The 1798-nt window shown below is 42.7% G+C and carries 2 protein-coding genes; one reads left to right on the top strand and one right to left on the bottom strand.

Going from position 1 to position 1798, the window contains the following annotated elements:
- On the top strand, positions 1-910 hold a 910-nt coding region (locus KAH81_10265; protein MCK5834036.1), incomplete at its 5' end, for a transcription initiation factor IIB.
- Positions 911-942: 32 nt separating this feature from the next.
- Here KAH81_10265 and KAH81_10260 read toward each other — a convergent pair.
- Complete coding sequence (locus tag KAH81_10260) at positions 943-1407, bottom strand: hypothetical protein (GenBank protein ID MCK5834035.1); 465 nt, start codon at positions 1405-1407, stop codon at positions 943-945.
- Positions 1408-1798 lie beyond the last annotated feature (391 nt).

Here is a 1798-nt window from a genome sequence, read left to right as displayed (position 1 = left end):
GTGCTCACATTGTAAGTCGGAAGATATTATTTTCGATTTACGGAGAGGAGAGCTAATCTGCAGTCAATGCGGAACTGTGCTTAGTTCCCGTATTGTTGATCGGGGAGCCGAATGGCGAGCTTTTGATCACGACCAACGTGAAAAGCGAACCAGAGTGGGAGCCCCAATGACTTATTGCATTCACGATCTGGGTTTGTCGACTGTTATCGATTGGAAAAATAAGGATTATTCCGGTCGTGAAATTCCCAGTCGGCTCCGAAGTCAAATATATCGATTGCGACGTTGGCAAAGTCGGATTCGAGTTTCCGACGCCACTGAACGAAATTTGACCTTTGCGCTCTCTGAATTGGATCGGATGGCTAGCGTGTTAACACGTCCCAAGAATTTACGCGAAACAGCCGCCAAAATCTACCGTTCGGCAGTGAAAAATCACTTAATTCGAGGACGTTCCATTGAAGGAGTCGCCGCAGCGAGTTTATATGCAGCATGTAGACAAAATAAGATTCCGCGCACTTTGCAAGAGATTAGTGAATCCGCGCGAGTTGATAAGAAGGAAATCGGCCGATCCTATCGATTTGTTGCTTCGAAGCTTAATTTAGTTTTTAATCCAACAAATGCAAAGGACTACATCAATAGATTTACATCAGAATTAAAGCTTAGCCCGAATGTAGCCAATAAAGCCACCGAAATTATTACTCTCGCAGAGCGCAAAGGGCTTACAAGTGGTCGTGGACCGACAGGAGTGGCCGCAGCTGCCATTTATTTAGCAAGTATATATTATCGGGAACGGCGAACGCAGCGGGATATTGCCCGGATTTCTCAAGTGACTGAAGTAACTGTGCGAAATCGATTTAAAGAACTCATCACCCAGCTAAAACTGGATATTCATCAACCTTCTAAACAAAAGTAATTCTTTCTTTCCGGCTTTTTCTTGACACAGAATTAAAGAGGATTTTCCAGTACCGTTTTCTCAAACTCATAATAATGTTTGTAGTTTTCTCTGGATTTTTCGAGTAACACCATCAAGCGAACATTACGGGATAGCGGCTTAATGATTTTATGAAACTTAGAAAGATCCACTATCGTCCGGCCTGGAGCAATCGTGCTCAAAGCCACTAAATCTTGATCCAGGTGGTTTGGTAATTCAGAATGAACCAAAAACCCGTGTCTATCTGCAACGACAGCTCCCACATACGTTGGAAAGCATGATTTTATCTTTTGGGTAAAGTTTACAAGAACAGATTTGGACAGTATTTGTTTCGAAGCCGGTTGGGACAAAATAATTTGTTTTGTCGGACTAATCGTTTTGTCGGGACTAATTGCTTCCATAGATAATTGTGAAGCACCAATCGTTAATGTTATGACATGACATGTGGATAATATTGTGGATGATATATCTTTCAGCAAAAAAAGTGAATCGGGAGTTCCATTGTGAATTCCAATCCTATTTTATTCTTTAAGTGCTTAATTTACTGGGGGACAATGATGGGTAACTCTCGATCACTACAAACTCGAGGACAATGCCGACAACATCACGTTGGATGAGGTATTCGCGCAATTTCATATTATGAAAGTGATTACATCCCGGAGTTTTGAATGTTCATATTTATCAGAATCTAGGCCCTTCCTGGAGGCCGCCGTGTGCGAGCGATGACAGGTTTGACAGCAACCCTTCTCTGATACAGTTCATTCTCACCCTGCATGATTCATTTCATTCATGAAATCCGCACATCTGATGAGAGGTTTCGATAGTATTGGGGACTCCCCAGCGATGCTCGAAAAGGTTAATGGCGCCGGG

The organism is bacterium, from assembly GCA_023145965.1.
Classification (GTDB): domain Bacteria; phylum UBP14; class UBA6098; order UBA6098; family UBA6098; genus UBA6098.
The sequence above is the reverse complement of the archived record's forward strand: the minus strand, read 5'-3'. Positions and strand labels throughout refer to the sequence as shown.